We start from the raw sequence: 14,607 nt of genomic DNA, 5'->3' as shown, positions 1-14,607 counted from the left end.
GTCTTTCAATAATTCTTGCTATAAGCTTAACAAATTAATTATTTGTTACCTTTAACAGCGATTTCAACGCGACGATCATCAGCTAAACAAGCGATAAGCGCTTTACGACCTTTAACTGAATCACATTTGTTACCAGTTACAGGGTTAGCTTCACCGTGACCAGTTGCGCTAATTGCATCTTGTGCAACACCTTTAGCAACTAAATAATTAGCTACTGTGTCAGCACGACGTTGTGATAATTTTAAGTTGTAAGCATCAGAACCTAAACGGTCAGTGTAACCTGCAACGGCTACAGAAGCAGATTTTAATTGTGCGATTTCACCGTAGATACCATCTAATACAGTTTGTGCAGCCGGTTTTAAATCTGCTTTATCAAAGCCAAAAGTCACATCAGAATTTAACGTGAAAGTTTTGCTGATGATTTCAGGCATAGCTACTGCTTGACCAAAACGATATGATAAACCAGCAGTTACAGAACCAATGCTTGGTGTATAGTCTTGGCGATTACCATTTACATCTTTGTATTTACCTACACCATTTACCCATTGGTATTCGATACGTGCAGCTAATTCAGGAATGAATGCATATTCAACACCCGCTGCAAATACTGGCGATACTTTTAGACTATGGTTGCGAGTGAAATCTTGTACCCGAGCAGTCATTTCATCTGCAATTTTATAGTCTGAACGAATTAACGCTGCGCCAACACGACCATAAATATCTAAACCTGTTAATACTGGATAACTTGCTTTTAAGCTTAAGTGCGCACCGTGATTAGTATGTTTAGCTAGAGTTAAACCTTCTGATTTAACTTTTGCACGACCAAAATCATCGTAACCTAATTCAACAGCAAAGTTATCAGTAATTTGATAACCACCGAATACACCATAAGTCACAGAATTACGCTTAACAGCATATCCATTTTCTTTGAATTGATTTAAACCATCGTGGAAAGAAGCCCAACCAGCTTTTGCACCTACATAAAAAGTGTTAGCTTGTGGAGCTGCTTGTGCTACTGAAGCTGCTGCTAGTGCAGCGATAGTCAATGCGATTGCAGTTTTTTTCATTTGGATGATCCTCTTATCATTTAGTCATCTTTAAAATTAAAACTAAGTTTTAGTTAAATTATTTTAATTAAAACTCAAAACACAAAAACTTGTGTTCATTTTCATCTTAAACTTTTTCATTTAAAAAGTGAACTCTTTTTAACCTACCAAGTTTAAGTCTTTACATTTAGCAAGGCTTGAATTTGCCCTAATCTCTTTTGACAAATTCTTTCCTTTATTTAAATAAATCACATAAAGGAATGTTCAAAAGTACCTATATTATCCTACCTTAATACCATAAAATCAAACTGTTTTTAGCTAGCGCGCTCATTATTTAACCAAAATTAGAGCTGAAAAGTTCAAAAAATAAGCATGAATTTATCAAATGATTGTAGTTATTATATCAAGACTCCTTTTTGATAAATAAAAATCTTATTGTTTAAAAAATTTCCACCTAAAGAAAGTTTGACTATGATAAACTTTCTTATTATTTATTCTAGATGAAACACTTACAATTACTTACTTAAAATTGACATATTATTTTAATAATTTACAGAGTGATTAAAATGCTACCCCGTTTGAAAAATATTCCACAACTTTCTCCGCTTATTCATGATTATTTAAATGACTTAAAAACCCAACATTTTGATGGAGATATTAGCACTAGCTATGCCGAACGTTTAACTTTAGCAACGGATAACAGCGTTTATCAGCAATTACCTCAAGCAATTTTATTCCCTAAAAATGTTGCAGATCTTGTAAGGATTACAAAGCTTGCACAGCAAACTTGCTATCAAAGTTTAACCTTTACACCACGTGGTGGCGGAACTGGGACAAATGGTCAAGCAATTAACAATAATATTATTGTCGATCTTTCACGCCATATGACCGCAATTTTAGAACTCAACGTTGAGCAACGTTGGGTGCGAGTACAAGCAGGTGTAATTAAAGATCAACTTAACCAATTTTTAAAACCTTATGGGCTATTTTTCTCACCTGAGCTTTCGACCAGTAACCGTGCGACGTTAGGCGGGATGATCAATACCGATGCCTCAGGACAAGGCTCATTACAATACGGTAAAACCTCTGATCATGTATTGGGCTTGCGTGCGGTTTTAATGAACGGTGAAATTCTAGATACAAGTGTGGTTAAAACGGATAGATTTTTAGAAAATCTGGCACAGAGCCATTTATCAAAAAAAGCTTATCAGCTGCACCAAGAAGTTTTTCAACGCTGTAAAGAAAAGCGTAACAAAATCCTCCAAGATTTACCTCAGCTCAATCGTTTTTTAACAGGTTATGATCTGAAAAATGTGTTTAATCAAGACGAAAGTGAATTTAACCTCACTCGTATTCTCACCGGTTCAGAAGGTTCCCTTGCTTTTATTTGTGAAGCGACTTTAAATCTTACACCCATTCCTCAATACCGTACATTAATTAATGTTAAATATAGCTCTTTTGATGCAGCATTACGTAATGCTCCTTTTATGGTCAAAGCCAATGCACTCTCTGTCGAAACTGTCGATTCAACTGTGCTCAATTTAGCTAAGCAAGATATTATTTGGCATTCTGTCAATGAATTACTCACTGAAAATGAAAATAACCCAATTCTTGGTTTAAATATTGTGGAATATGCAAGCAATGATAAAGCAACAATTCAACGCCAAATCAATACACTTTGTGCTGAATTAGATAACAAAATTGCCCAGCGACAAGATGCAATTATTGGCTATCAAGTTTGTTCAGATTTAGCTTCAATTGAACGTATTTATGCGATGCGTAAAAAAGCAGTGGGTTTATTAGGTAATGCGAAAGGTGCGGCAAAACCAATTCCATTTGTCGAAGATACCTGTGTTCCTCCTGAAAATTTGGCAGATTATATTGCAAAGTTCAGAGCGATATTAGATGAACAAGGACTACAATACGGTATGTTTGGTCATGTAGATGCGGGGGTATTACATGTACGCCCAGCATTAGATTTATGTGATAAAGAACAAGTCATGTTATTTAAACAAATTTCTGACCAAGTCGCCGAATTAACCTGCCAATATGGAGGACTTATTTGGGGGGAACATGGCAAAGGTATGCGTTCACAATACGCTGAAAAGTATTTTACCCCAGAATTATGGCAAGAGCTTCGTTATATCAAGTTTTTATTTGATCCAGACAATCGCTTAAATCCTGGTAAAATTTGTACGCCATTGCATAGCAAAGATGAGCTTTATTCAATTTTATCACCAATACGAGCAGATAACGATCGGCAAATTCCGATACAAATCCGCGAAGTATTTAACGGAGCAATGAATTGCAATGGAAATGGATTATGTTTTAATTTTGACGTACATAGTACTATGTGCCCTTCAATGAAAATCAGCAAGAATCGTTTATTTTCACCAAAAGGGCGTGCAGCCATTCTCCGTGAGTGGTTACGTTTAATGGCAAATGAAAATGTCTCACCAGAACAGCTGGATTTTCGTCAAAATGAAATAAAACTGACTGATTTAATCGAAAAAATACGAAATACAATACAGAAATGGCGTGGTGAATATGATTTTTCACACGAAGTGAAAGCGGCAATGGATAGCTGTTTAGCTTGTAAAGCTTGTGCGAGCCAATGTCCTATCAAAATTGATGTACCCAATTTCCGTTCAAGATTTTTTCATTTGTATCACAGCCGCTACCTGCGTCCTGCAAAAGATCATGTGATTGCTAATGTTGAATACCTTGCTCCATTAATGGCTAAAAAACCGACTTTTTTCAATTTTTTTACTGCGGCTAAATTCACTCAAGCTGCGACAAAAAAAATGCTAGGGTTGATTGATCTCCCTCTGCTTTCAACACCTTCATTACAACAACAATTAGTCAAAATTGGTTATCAAGGGGATTCATTAGAGCAATTAGAACAATTAAGTGCGGTCGAAAAACAAAAAGTTTTAATGATTGTACAAGATCCCTTCACATCTTATTATGATGCTAAAGTCGTTGCCGACTTTGTTGCATTTACACAAACGCTAGGCTACAAACCAGTCTTGTTACCATTTAAACCAAATGGCAAAGCCCAACATATTAAAGGGTTCTTAACTCGTTTCGCTAAAACAGCTAAAAATCAAGCTGACTTTTTATCTCGGATAGCCAAACTAGACATTGCGATGGTCGGTGTTGATCCTGCTATTGTGCTAACTTATCGTGATGAATACAAAGAAGTACTTGCAGAACAACGTGGGGAATTCCATGTCTTCACATCACAAGAATGGTTAAAAACTCAATTAGATGATGAACACAGCGTATTACAAAACTTTGTGAAAACTGACCGCACTTTTAAAGAACAAGAGTGGTACTTATTCCCACATTGTACCGAATCAACAGCGTTGCCCAATAGTGCAAAAGAATGGCAACAAATTTTTGCACTGTTTGGACAAAAATTACAGGTAGAAAGCGTTGGCTGCTGTGGTATGGCGGGTACTTTTGGTCATGAAACTAAACACGTCACAATGTCTAAACAAATTTATGATTTATCTTGGTCAACTAAATTAGCGGGAAAAAATCCTGAATATTGTTTAGCAACAGGCTATTCTTGTCGCAGCCAAGTTAAGCGCATGGAAAAATGGCAACCTAAACATCCTGTACAAGCCTTATTAACATTATTGGAATAAATATGATTTGGAGAAAGCATTATAGCCTTGAGCAAATGAATCAGCTCAGCCGACGTAGCGCAATTGAACATCTCGCCATCAAATTTAGTGCACAAGGTGATGATTGGCTTGAAGCCACGATGCCCGTTGATCATCGCACTACTCAACCTATGGGTTTTCTGCATGGTGGACTTTCAGTAGCATTGGCAGAAACGATTGGTTCTATGGCAGGCTTTTGTTGTATAAATGAAAATCAAGCTGTACTCGGTTTAGATATCAATGCCAACCATCTCCGCCCAGTCAAAGAAGGAATAGTGACAGCAAGGGCTACGCCAGTTCATTTAGGCAAAAAAATTCAAGTATGGCAAATACATATAAATGATCAACAAAATAAACTTTGTTGTATTGCTCGTTTAACTCTTTCAGTGGTCAATCATGAATAAACAAAAAATAGGCGTTATTTTAGTTAACTTAGGGACACCTGATAACCCAACGCCCAAAGCAATTTCTCATTATCTATGGCAATTTTTAACAGATCCTCGTGTAGTAGATTTACCACGCTACAAATGGTTTCCGTTATTAAAAGGCATTATTCTACCTTTACGTTCTAAACGTGTTGCTAAAAATTATGCTTCTATTTGGACAGAACAAGGTTCCCCCTTACTCACAATTACACGCCAACAACAGCAAGCATTACAAGAATATTTTATTCAACAAAAACAAAATATTATTGTTGAAATTGGTATGACTTATGGCAATCCATCTATCGAAAACGCTGTACAAAAGTTGCTAGAAAAACACGTAGAAAGACTTATTGTATTACCACTCTATCCACAATACAGTAGTTCAACAACTGGTGCTGTTTTTGATGCGTTTGCTAAAGTTATCCATACCCAACGAGGTTTTCTCCCCTTTGATTTCATTCATTCTTACCACATAAATGAGGATTATATTTCTGCGCTAGTTGAATCCATCAAAATTCAGTTCCAACCTGATGAATTTTTACTATTCTCGTTTCACGGTATCCCACTACGTTACGAAAACATGGGAGATTATTACCGCGAACATTGTAAACAAACTGCACTTGAAGTAATTGATCGATTAGGTTTCACTGAAAATCAATGGGGATTATCATTTCAATCCCGTTTTGGTAAGGAAGAATGGCTGCAACCTTATACTGATCAATTTTTAATGCAAGCACCCAGCCAGAATATTCACAAAATCGCGGTAATCTGTCCGGGCTTTGCCGCTGACTGCTTAGAAACATTAGAAGAAATTGAAGAAGAAAATAAAGAAATTTTCTTAACAAATGGTGGTATTTCCTATCGATACATTCCAGCATTAAATACCACACCAAAACATATTGAAATGATGGCAAACTTGATTCTGAGTAGAATATAAATTGTATTTAATTTTAAATGGGTTAATGCTAAGCTAGCAAGGCATTAACCTATTTTTTATTAAATGACTTGAATTCTGACCGCACTTTCTTCATTCGTGGTAATCAGTTTTCCTACTTCAATTAATTCAATTCCTGCTTTTTGTGCAATTTCAAATACCACAGACTCTGCTTCTGGTTTAACTGCAATTAATAAACCACCAGAGGTTTGTGGATCGCATAAGATCGCTTTTTGCAACACTGTCATAGTACTCACTTTATGACCATAACTCGCAAAGTTACGTTCAGTTCCTCCTGGTACACACCCTTTTTCAATATAACGTTCAACTCCCTCTAACGTTTTCACTTTATTAAAATACACATGTGCACTCAAATCTGATCCTTCACAAATTTCGATTAAATGCCCAAGTAAACCAAAACCAGTTACATCCGTCATTGCAGTCACACCATCTATTTCAGCAAACTCAGTACCAATACAGTTCATTTGGCACATAATTTCTGTAGCCAATCCTTTGTGTTCAGCTTTTAACTTGCCTTTTTTCTCTGCAGTTGTCAGTACACCAATACCAAGTGGCTTAGTCAAAAATAGCTTACAATCTGCCTCTGCTGAGGCATTTTTCTTCACTCTATCTGTATGAATGATCCCTGTTACGGCTAAACCAAAAATAGGTTCTGGCGAATCAATAGAATGCCCACCAGCAAGCGCAATACCTGCTTGTTGGCAAGCAAAACGCCCGCCATCAACAATTTTTTGTGCCACTTCTGCAGGTAGCTTTTTAATTGGAAAACCTAAAATAGCGATCGCCATAATTGGTTTTCCTCCCATCGCAAAAATATCACTAATTGCATTGGTCGCTGCAATACGTCCAAAATCAAAAGGATCATCGACAATGGGCATAAAAAAATCTGTCGTACTAATAATCCCGATTCCATTACCAATATCATAAACAGCCGCATCATCTTTGGTTTCATTGCCGACTAACAAATGCGGATCAACCCATTTTTCCATTTCTGAATGTAGGATCTTTTCTAATACTTTAGGCGAGATTTTACAACCACAGCCTGCACCATGACTGTATTGAGTTAAACGCACAGTGCTTGCAATCGTTTCATTCATTTCTTGCTCAAGTGCGGTAAGATTCTGTTCAATTTTGGCTTGCATTTTCTAATCTCCTAACCAATAATTTAGCCTGATTATACGCCAGTTACACCAAAAAGACATTGAGAAAAATGAGCAAGCGCAAACGCCCAACCTTACAAGATATCGCCACCCATCTTGGTATTACGAAAATGACGATCAGTCGTTATTTACGTAACCCAGAATCAGTTGCACCAGACACCCAAACTAAAATCGCACAGGCAATTGAACAGTTTGGTTATATACCTAACCGAGCACCTGATATTCTGTCTAATGCCAAAAGCCGCGCGATTGGTGTCCTTGTTCCATCTTTAACCAACCAAGTATTCGCTGATGTCATTAAAGGGATTGAAATGATTAGTGATAACATGGGCTATCAAACTATGTTAGCTCACTATGGTTATAGCGCAAAGAAAGAAGAACAACGTATTGAAAGCTTACTTTCTTACAATGTAGATGGGCTTATTCTTTCAGAAAATCAACATACTGCTCGCACATTAAAAATGCTTGAAGTTGCCAATATTCCTGTAGTGGAAATTATGGAGTGCAGTGAAATTGGTATTCAACAAGCGATTGGCTTTGATAATATTGCGGCGGCACAAGCCATGGTTGAAACGATGATTAATCGAGGTCATAAAAATGTTGTCTATTTCTCTGCACGTATGGACAAACGCACACGCCTAAAAATGCAAGGCTATGAACAAGCCATGCGAAAACATGGCTTACAGCCCCATAGTTTAACAACAGAACAACCTTCTTCATTTAGTCTTGGTGCACAGCAATTACATGAAGCGTTACAACAAAAACCCGAATTAAACGGTATTTTTTGTACGAATGATGACTTAGCAATCGGTGCCCTATTTGAATGTCAACGTTTAGGAATCAAAGTGCCAAAACAAGTTGCTATTGCAGGTTTTCATGGCCATGATGTTGGACAATCAATGACACCACAGCTTGCAACAGTCATCACTCCACGACTTGAAATTGGTAAAATAGCAGCACAAGAGCTATTAAATCGCATACAGGGCATGCCACAACAAAGTTCTATTATTAATCTAGGTTATCAAATTCACTTAGGTGAAAGTATCTAAAAAGTGACCGCACTTGACAAAGAGCTTTATTAAAAGTGCGGTCAGTTTTAAACAAATTTTACCCATTAAATTAAAGGTTCAAGAGCCTTAACACAGCGTTCTACGACTTCATCAAATGTCCCATCAATACTAATATGAATAACATCAGATTCATCCGCTTGTGGTACTTCTAGCGTATCAAATTGGCTTTTTAACATCTCTGTTTTCATATAATGACCTTTACGTTGTTTCATTCGCTCAAGAACTAACTCAAAAGGACCGTGTAAAAACAAAAATTTCACATCATTGCCATCACGGATTAAATCGCGATACTGTTTTTTTAATGCCGAACAAATAATAATCCCAACTTCACTTTTTTGCTCTAAACTGAATGCGGCATCACGGATACGTTCTAGCCATGGTGCACGATCCTGATCATTTAATGGTTGTCCTTGTCCCATTTTGATGATATTTGCTCTTGGATGAAGATCATCTCCATCAATCAATTTAATACCTAAGCGTTGCGCGACCGCAGTCCCAACCGAGGTTTTTCCCGTACTAGATACCCCCATTAAGATAAAACCTTTACCTTTTACTTTTGACATCATGAGTCCCTCTTATTGCCTTTTACTTACCATACCTAAAATTTCAGTATAACGTTACTGGTAACATTTAATTTTGTGACAAATATCACATAAATTTTATCCTCGTTCATCATTAAAAATAGATACCATTGTAAGCAATGGCAATATTCTTTGAAGGCGATCACAAATTTGAAAATTATTCAGAAAATCCACTTTACCAAAACAGCAGAGCAAAGTATGTTACCAGTAACAACAAACCAAAAGGAGGTTTTCAATGTTAATTCTCATTATGGTTGCAGCAGTATTGCTACTGTTGCTATTAATTATGAAATTCAGAGTACATGCTTTTGTTGCATTAATTATTGTCAGTCTACTCACTGCATTAGCAACAGGCATTCCTGCCGATAAAATTTTACCGACACTGTTATCTGGCTTTGGAAATACACTCGCTGCGGTTGCCTTACTTGTAGGTTTAGGTGCAATGATTGGACGCTTACTTGAAATCACAGGTGGAGCAAAAGTGTTAGCCGACACATTAATCAATAAATTTGGTGAACAAAAAGCCCCATTCGCCTTAGGGGTTGCATCATTGCTATTTGGTTTCCCTATCTTCTTCGATGCTGGTTTAGTAGTCATGTTGCCAATCATTTTTAGCGTAGCAAAACAATTTGGTGGTTCAACATTACGCTATGCCTTACCTGCTGCGGGGGCATTTGCGGTTATGCACGCTTTCCTACCACCACATCCAGGTCCTGTTGCTTCTGGTGATATTCTTGGCGCAAATATGGGTTTATTAGTCATCATTGGTTTAATCTGTGCCATTCCGACTTGGTATATTGCAGCTTATTTATTTGGTATCTATTCAGGTAAAAAAATTAAATTAGAATTGCCAAAAGCATTTTTAAATGATAACGCAATCAGTGAAATGGCAGTACAAAATCCACCAAGTTTTAATCATGTATTATTGATTCTGCTACTCCCTATTTGTTTAATTTTGCTTGATACAGGCTTAAATACATTAAGTGTGGCTAAAGTTATTGATGGCTCACAACCTTGGGTAGCAGGTTTACGCTTATTAGGAAAAACTCCAATTGCGCTATTAATCACATTAATCGTGGCAATCTTCTTATTGAAAGACCAACGCAGTTACGAGCAAATTGAAAAAATCTGTGATAATGCTTTAGGACCAATCTGCGCTATCGTACTAGTTACTGGCGCTGGCGGTATGTTTGGTGGTGTATTACGAGCAAGTGGAATTGGTAACGAATTATCCGCAATGCTATCAGATACAGGTTTACCAGTTATCGTTGCCGCCTTTATCATTGCTCTAGCATTACGTGTTGCGCAGGGTTCTGCAACTGTCGCATTAACTACAGCTTCAGCACTTATTGCGCCAACTGTGGCAGCAACATCAGGATTAAGTCAATTTGATTTATGCTTTATTGTGATTGCCATTGCTTCAGGTGCAACAGCACTATCACATGTTAATGATTCTGGCTTCTGGCTAGTCAGTCGTTTCTTAGAAATGGATGAAAAAACAACTTTAAAAACGTGGACAGTCATGGAAACACTGATTGGTGTTGTGGGCTTCACTATTGCTGGCATTGGTAGCATCTTATTGTAAAATTTAAAAAAATCGACCGCACTTGACCCAACTTCAAATCACCCCGAGTGCGGTTCGATTTTCTCAATTTATCTCATAAACATCCAAATCAATCAGCGCACTGCGTTAAACGTTCAAAACCCGCTTGTAAATCAGCAATTAAATCTTCTGGATCTTCTAATCCTATATGCACACGAATTAAAGTACCGCTCAATTTACGTTCAATACTTGGACGAATAGCCATAATTTCTTCTGGTTGGTTATATAATATTAATGACTCAAAGCCGCCCCAAGAGTAAGCCATACTGAACAAACTGAAATGATTCATAAAGCATTCAAGCTGTTGTTGTGTCAATTTTTGCTGCAATTCAAATGAAAATAACCCACTTGCTCCTGTAAAATCACGCTTGAAAAATGCATGTCCTGGACAACTCGCTAACGCAGGATGATAGACCGCTTTTACTTGAGGTTGTGAAGTTAACCATCGTGCCACTTTTAATGCATTTTCTTCGTGTTGCTTCAAACGAATACCCAATGTCCGAATCCCTCTTGCGGTGACATAAGCACTATCAGCATCAACCATTTGCCCCATTAAATAGGAATTTTCACGTAACTTATCCCAACAACGAGCATTAGCGACTGCCGTACCAATCATCACATCTGAATGCCCAACTAGATATTTAGTTCCGGCTTGAATTGAAATATCAATGTCATGTTCCAACGCTTTAAATAACACTCCTGCAGACCAAGTATTATCAATCATAATCACAATATCAGGATTAACTTGGCGTGCTGCTTTAACAATGGCTGGAATATCAGGAACTTCCATCGTAAGTGAACTGGGTGCTTCAAGAAAAAGCACTTTGGTATTTTGTTTAATCAGAGATGAAATTGCTTCACCAATCATGGGATCATAGTAAGTAGTTTCTACACTAAATTGCTTCAATAACAGATTGCAAAAGTCTTGTGAGGGTTCATAGGCTGCACCACTCATCAAAATATGATCGCCACTTTGTACAAAAGATAAAATACTATGAGTAACTGCTGCTGCACCACAAGGATATAAATAGCAACCCACTCCACCTTCTAATTCTGTCATCGCTTCTTGTAAAGCAAAATGCGTCAATGTACCGCGTCGCCCATAAAATAACGCCCCTTTTGCTCGCTGAATAGTAGCTTGCTTTTTGTGTGCTAGACTATCAAATACTAATGATGATGCACGCTGAATAACAGGATTCACACTTCCCTGTAAAAATCTTTTGTTACGCCCTGCATGTACAAAAGTTGTAGATAAAGAATGGCGCTTTGACATGATAATTCGCTCCTTATAGCAATAAAAACAAGCATGATGTATATGAAAGACAAAAACCACTGTCAAAACCAGTTAACTTTCTTTAGAATAGAAAAGCAAATCCTGCTACTTATTAGCAGTGTTTTTTGTTTAATTTTTAATAGGAGATTATGACTATGGTATTAGTAACTCGTCAAGTACCAGATTTTACCGCAGCAGCTGTGCTAGGTAATGGCGAAATTGTTGATAATTTTAATTTTAAACAACATATTGCAGGCAAAGCTGCAGTTGTTTTTTTCTATCCACTTGATTTCACATTTGTTTGTCCATCTGAGTTAATCGCATTTGACCACCGCTACGAAGAATTCCAAAAACGTGGTGTAGAAATCATTGGTATTTCTATCGATTCTGAATTCAGCCATAACGCTTGGCGTAAAACCCCTGTAGAAAATGGTGGTATCGGCGAAGTCAAATACCCATTAGTCGCAGACATCAAACATGAAATTGCACAAGCATTCGGCATCGAACACCCAGAAGCAGGTGTTGCATTACGTGCTTCTTTCTTAATTGACAAAGAAGGGATCGTACGTCACCAAGTCGTTAACGACCTACCATTAGGTCGTAACATCGATGAAATGCTACGTATGGTTGATGCACTACAATTCCATGAAGAACACGGTGATGTTTGCCCTGCTCAATGGGAAAAAGGCAAAGAAGGGATGACCGGCAGCCCTGAAGGTGTCGCAAAGTACTTAAAACAACACGCTGATGAACTATAATATTAAATTATAGCTATTTAAAAATTAAAAAGGATTAACTTAAAGTTAATCCTTTTGTTTTATATTGAAAATAAAAATATAAATAACACTATATCAATATATTTGTTTTCCTTAAAAGCTTTAACTACTCTAGGTAATTTATTCTTTATTTAAAGAACCATTCATTAGAATCTATTCTCTTATACACATCGTGTATAGCTGTCATAGCGAGAAAATTAGATATAAACAAAAAATCCCTTGAAAACAAGGGATTTTTTATACCATTAACGTTTTAGTTAAACTTTGGTTTTTTAGAAGAGGAACGTCCAACTTCTTCTTCAAATCCAATAACTTGTTTAAATGTATCTAATAACTCTTTCTGACTATATGCTACATAATATTGATCACCAACACATTTCTTCCAAGCATCTACCTGGCGTTTAGGTGGGCTATAACCGAATGCAACAAATGCAATACGAGTAGGCAATTCTCTAAAATCTGGATCTTGTAACGTATCTACTCTTTCTTTAATTTTTTCACAAATACCTGCATTTAATAGTGTTACGAGTGTATCATAAGTCGGCCAGTTATCTTCTCCATCAGATAACACCATAATAATTCTTTGCGTATTTGTACCTAATTTCGACGGTTTAGCTTTAGGATCCGTATTCGCATCCATAATCAAATTTGCACCAACAATTAATCCTGACGATGCAGAAGTCCAGCCATGAGGATTAATACTACTCAATGCTCCAGAGATATTTTTATTTGTTTGATCAAACCAAGATTGTGTTGTTTTCTGCCCCTTATTTCCACCAAGACAGTATCTATCATCATCAAACACGAAATGATAGTTTCTTTTAGAACCATCAAAAGTCTGAACTTGATTAATAGTTTCATTGATATCCATATATTTATTAAAAATAGCACGTACCGTAGTCCAGTCCTTAATTGAAAGAGCATAATTCATGATAGTTTTAGGATTTGCTGATATATCACAGTAAGTAACTGCGTTACTCCCCGTTCCTGACACTTTACATGTATTCTCATAAAACTGATCATAGTATCCCTTATAATGGTCATCAAACTTTACCCAGCTATATACCCATTGTTTTGTTGCTGCATCCCATTTAAGAGGTGTATTATTACCTGTAATCCATCTTTCAATAGTCAATTTAGTAGAATTTTTCCATGCTTTTCTCTCATAGGGTAGGGTACATGTCCTTGTTTCATCTTTTTGTCTTACTCCACCAGAAAAAGTAGTGAAAGCCATTCGGTTAAAGGGACTCACTTCTTCTGATATTTTAGTAGGTAATAAAATTTTTGAAATCTCACCAACAACTTCCCTCAAAATAGAGATTTTACTTTTTCCCATTTTAGTTTTATCACTGCTATATTTCCCATTGAGGTCTTGATGCATAGACCCCGAAAAGTCAGCAACCAACATCAATTCAACTGGAATTACCACTCCTTTTTCTTTAATGGCATAGGTAGTCTGTGAATCTAAAGTCAAGCGTCCATTTTTAAGAGAATTTACATTAGCAAGCGACTCACTTACTGGTAACCAAAATTTACGATCTACACTACCTTGCACCTGGCAAACAACAGGTTTACGACGAGAATATTCATTACCTGTTGGTAAATCTAATTCCTCGCATAAATACTGAAAATCTTTGCTAACTTTAACAGGAGCGTCAGAGTCATTACTATCTTCTGATCTTAAATATAATTTGGCAATACCTTGGATTAACTCTTGATTCCGTTTCTCTTGTTTGGCTATAAATTCATTTCCACCAAACTTCTCTTTTTCCTCTTTAGAAATAATCTGTCTATTAACATCAGAATGCTTTTTATTTTCTCTATAATTATTATTCTCCGCAATAAGCGCTAATGCGGCCTGATCCATCCCCTGTGCTAAGCGGGATTTATCTAATAAAACACCGGTACCATCAACAGTAAAACCGACTAAAACTAATAGTGGAAATGCAAGTAAAGCAGTCATTACTGCATAAACCCCTCGTTCATCAACATAAAACTGTCTTAATTTATTATAAAAGTAAAACGTAAAATTCAATTTTTTCATAAA

Annotated in this window: 11 protein-coding genes; 6 read left to right on the top strand and 5 right to left on the bottom strand. The window is 36.7% G+C overall.

All coding sequences use genetic code 11. The features are described 5' to 3' along the window. Positions 1–38: 38 nt before the first annotated feature. Complete coding sequence (gene ompA / locus C0975_RS08665) at positions 39–1,067, bottom strand: porin OmpA (RefSeq protein ID WP_101775991.1); 1,029 nt, start codon at positions 1,065–1,067, stop codon at positions 39–41. Positions 1,068–1,612: 545 nt separating this feature from the next. Between ompA and ydiJ the strand changes: the two genes are divergently transcribed. Genes ydiJ through hemH form a run of 3 tightly spaced genes read left to right on the top strand, consistent with a single transcriptional unit; the run spans position 1,613 to position 6,079 of the window. Continuing rightward, on the top strand, positions 1,613–4,699 hold the full coding sequence (gene ydiJ, locus C0975_RS08660; RefSeq protein WP_101775990.1) for a D-2-hydroxyglutarate dehydrogenase YdiJ: 3,087 nt from the start codon (positions 1,613–1,615) through the stop codon (positions 4,697–4,699). 2 nt (positions 4,700–4,701) lie between these two features. Beyond that, positions 4,702–5,121, top strand: coding sequence for a hotdog fold thioesterase (locus tag C0975_RS08655; RefSeq protein ID WP_101775989.1), 420 nt, complete (start codon positions 4,702–4,704; stop codon positions 5,119–5,121). Beyond that, the gene (hemH, locus tag C0975_RS08650) at positions 5,114–6,079 is read left to right on the top strand and encodes a ferrochelatase (protein ID WP_101775988.1); all 966 of its coding nucleotides are present in this window, start codon (positions 5,114–5,116) and stop codon (positions 6,077–6,079) included. The genes C0975_RS08655 and hemH overlap by 8 nt, the downstream gene beginning before the upstream one ends. 59 nt (positions 6,080–6,138) lie before the next feature. On the opposite strand, the gene selD is transcribed toward hemH, so the two are convergent. Then, positions 6,139–7,194, bottom strand: coding sequence for a selenide, water dikinase SelD (selD, locus tag C0975_RS08645; RefSeq protein ID WP_419540169.1), 1,056 nt, complete (start codon positions 7,192–7,194; stop codon positions 6,139–6,141). Between the two features lie 113 nt (positions 7,195–7,307). On the opposite strand from selD, the gene gntR reads away from it, so the two are divergent. Beyond that, positions 7,308–8,306, top strand: coding sequence for a gluconate operon transcriptional repressor GntR (gene gntR / locus C0975_RS08640; protein ID WP_101775987.1), 999 nt, complete (start codon positions 7,308–7,310; stop codon positions 8,304–8,306). 65 nt (positions 8,307–8,371) lie between these two features. Here the strand turns inward: gntR and C0975_RS08635 are convergent, their stop codons facing one another. Then, positions 8,372–8,890, bottom strand: a complete 519-nt coding sequence (locus tag C0975_RS08635) for a gluconokinase (RefSeq protein ID WP_101775986.1) — start codon at positions 8,888–8,890, stop codon at positions 8,372–8,374. Between the two features lie 253 nt (positions 8,891–9,143). Between C0975_RS08635 and C0975_RS08630 the strand changes: the two genes are divergently transcribed. Next, positions 9,144–10,493 (top strand): GntP family permease, encoded by a 1,350-nt coding sequence (locus C0975_RS08630; protein ID WP_101775985.1) that lies wholly within the window; start codon positions 9,144–9,146, stop codon positions 10,491–10,493. Between the two features lie 88 nt (positions 10,494–10,581). Here C0975_RS08630 and metC read toward each other — a convergent pair whose 3' ends face one another. Beyond that, positions 10,582–11,784, bottom strand: a complete 1,203-nt coding sequence (metC, locus tag C0975_RS08625; RefSeq protein WP_101775984.1) for a cystathionine beta-lyase — start codon at positions 11,782–11,784, stop codon at positions 10,582–10,584. A 155-nt stretch (positions 11,785–11,939) separates the two neighbouring features. Here metC and C0975_RS08620 point away from each other — a divergent pair, with 155 nt between their 5' ends. Further along, positions 11,940–12,542, top strand: a complete 603-nt coding sequence (locus tag C0975_RS08620; RefSeq protein ID WP_101775983.1) for a peroxiredoxin C — start codon at positions 11,940–11,942, stop codon at positions 12,540–12,542. A 271-nt stretch (positions 12,543–12,813) separates the two neighbouring features. On the opposite strand, the gene C0975_RS08615 is transcribed toward C0975_RS08620, so the two are convergent. Further along, entirely contained in the window at positions 12,814–14,604 is a 1,791-nt protein-coding gene (locus tag C0975_RS08615) for a TadE/TadG family type IV pilus assembly protein (RefSeq protein ID WP_101775982.1), read from the bottom strand. Positions 14,605–14,607 lie beyond the last annotated feature (3 nt).

The organism is Pasteurella oralis (assembly GCF_002850605.1).
Classification (GTDB): domain Bacteria; phylum Pseudomonadota; class Gammaproteobacteria; order Enterobacterales; family Pasteurellaceae; genus Pasteurella; species Pasteurella oralis.
The sequence above is the reverse complement of the archived record's forward strand: the minus strand, read 5'-3'. Positions and strand labels throughout refer to the sequence as shown.

Excerpts from the sequence above, each read along its gene's own strand:
- ompA (WP_101775991.1), bottom strand. The coding sequence starts at position 1,067 with ATGAAAAAAACTGCAATCGCATTGACTATCGCTGCACTAGCAGCAGCT.
- ydiJ (WP_101775990.1), top strand. The coding sequence starts at position 1,613 with ATGCTACCCCGTTTGAAAAATATTCCACAACTTTCTCCGCTTATTCAT.
- C0975_RS08655 (WP_101775989.1), top strand. The coding sequence starts at position 4,702 with ATGATTTGGAGAAAGCATTATAGCCTTGAGCAAATGAATCAGCTCAGC.
- hemH (WP_101775988.1), top strand. The coding sequence starts at position 5,114 with ATGAATAAACAAAAAATAGGCGTTATTTTAGTTAACTTAGGGACACCT.
- selD (WP_419540169.1), bottom strand. The coding sequence starts at position 7,194 with ATGAATGAAACGATTGCAAGCACTGTGCGTTTAACTCAATACAGTCAT.
- gntR (WP_101775987.1), top strand. The coding sequence starts at position 7,308 with ATGAGCAAGCGCAAACGCCCAACCTTACAAGATATCGCCACCCATCTT.
- C0975_RS08635 (WP_101775986.1), bottom strand. The coding sequence starts at position 8,890 with ATGTCAAAAGTAAAAGGTAAAGGTTTTATCTTAATGGGGGTATCTAGT.
- C0975_RS08630 (WP_101775985.1), top strand. The coding sequence starts at position 9,144 with ATGTTAATTCTCATTATGGTTGCAGCAGTATTGCTACTGTTGCTATTA.
- metC (WP_101775984.1), bottom strand. The coding sequence starts at position 11,784 with ATGTCAAAGCGCCATTCTTTATCTACAACTTTTGTACATGCAGGGCGT.
- C0975_RS08620 (WP_101775983.1), top strand. The coding sequence starts at position 11,940 with ATGGTATTAGTAACTCGTCAAGTACCAGATTTTACCGCAGCAGCTGTG.
- C0975_RS08615 (WP_101775982.1), bottom strand. The coding sequence starts at position 14,604 with ATGAAAAAATTGAATTTTACGTTTTACTTTTATAATAAATTAAGACAG.